The sequence below is a fragment of the Paenibacillus whitsoniae genome, from assembly GCF_003955665.1.
GTDB lineage: Bacteria > Bacillota > Bacilli > Paenibacillales > NBRC-103111 > Paenibacillus_E > Paenibacillus_E whitsoniae.
In genome coordinates, this window is sequence record NZ_RXHU01000160.1 from 1 (window position 1) to 1,173 (window position 1,173).

Consider the following 1,173-nt stretch of genomic DNA (forward strand, 5'->3'; position numbering starts at 1 on the left):
ACGAGCTGAAAACGCCGCTCACCTCGATCATCGGCTTCTCCGATTTGATCGACAAGCTGGAGAAAGTGGAAGACATCCGCAACTGCAACGGCTACATCCGCAAAGAAAGCGTCAAGCTGCTACAAATGGTCGAAGAGCTGCTGCAATCCTCGCTAAAAGGCGAAGAGGCGTGGCGCGTGCAGCTGCAGCGTACGGATTTGACGGCTGTGCTGGCGGACAGTCTGCGTATTTTGGAGCCGACGCTGCAGAAGTCGTCGATCACTACAGTGCTTCAGGCGGAACCGTGCGAGGCGTACCTTGACCCTGCGCGAACGCAGCAGGTGATCTTTAATGTCATCGATAACGCAATCAAGCACAGCAAATGCACGCACTTGACGCTAATGCTGGACACCGCCGCGGCCCACGCCGGCACCTGCTTGCTCCGCATCGCCGACAACGGTCAGGGCATGAGCGAGGCGGATGCGGCTCAGCTATTTTTGCCCGAAGAGGACAAGCCTTTGCGGCCTGTCACCGTGAATTCCCACGGACTGGGACTGCTGCTCAGCAAGCAGCTTATGGAGCTGCAAGGCGGAGATATTGCCGTGAGCAGCCGCCTGGGGGAAGGGACCGTCGTGGAACTGACGTTCCGAACCGATCGTCCGCCTGCGCCGGTTTTGTTACAAAATTGATACAAAGCCACGATTTTTTTGAGACAAAAGGAGAGTAAGCTACATGCAAGAGGAGAAGAAAGGGCTTTCATGGATGCGTCTCATCTTTATGCAAATCGTTATCGGGTGTGTGTTGATCGGCATTTTCGCTTTGGTGTTTCGCGTCGGTGTCGACGAGGTTCATGTACTGCCGGGGCATCTGCGCAGCAATGACATGGCGGAGGGCATCCCCATGCGCATGAGTGTCACGTATCCCGGGGTTGGCACGACCGTCATCGAAGATCCGAAAGAGCTGATCGCGTGGAAGGATACGTTTGCGCAACTGCTGCATACAGGCGCTCAGCGTAAACGTGGAAACGCTTCCAGGTTGCTGCTCGCCGGATCGATGGCCTACTTGGATCAAGAGGACGTTCAGTTTCAGGTTGGAACCAACGGACTGAGCTTCGGATCCATGTCCGTGGGCTCGCTGGACATCTCTGCCGAGATCCGGAAGCTGCAGAACATGCTGATCGACAAGGCGCTGACC

At 56.2% G+C, this 1,173-nt stretch carries 2 protein-coding genes; both read left to right on the plus strand.

Annotation, left to right across the window (positions count from 1 at the left end):
• Window positions 1–668 (plus strand): sensor histidine kinase (locus EJQ19_RS31475; RefSeq protein WP_164716877.1); only part of this gene is annotated, 668 nt, incomplete at its 5' end.
• 43 nt (window positions 669–711) lie between these two features.
• The coding region (locus tag EJQ19_RS31480; protein WP_164716879.1) for a hypothetical protein at window positions 712–1,173 on the plus strand (462 nt) is incomplete at its 3' end.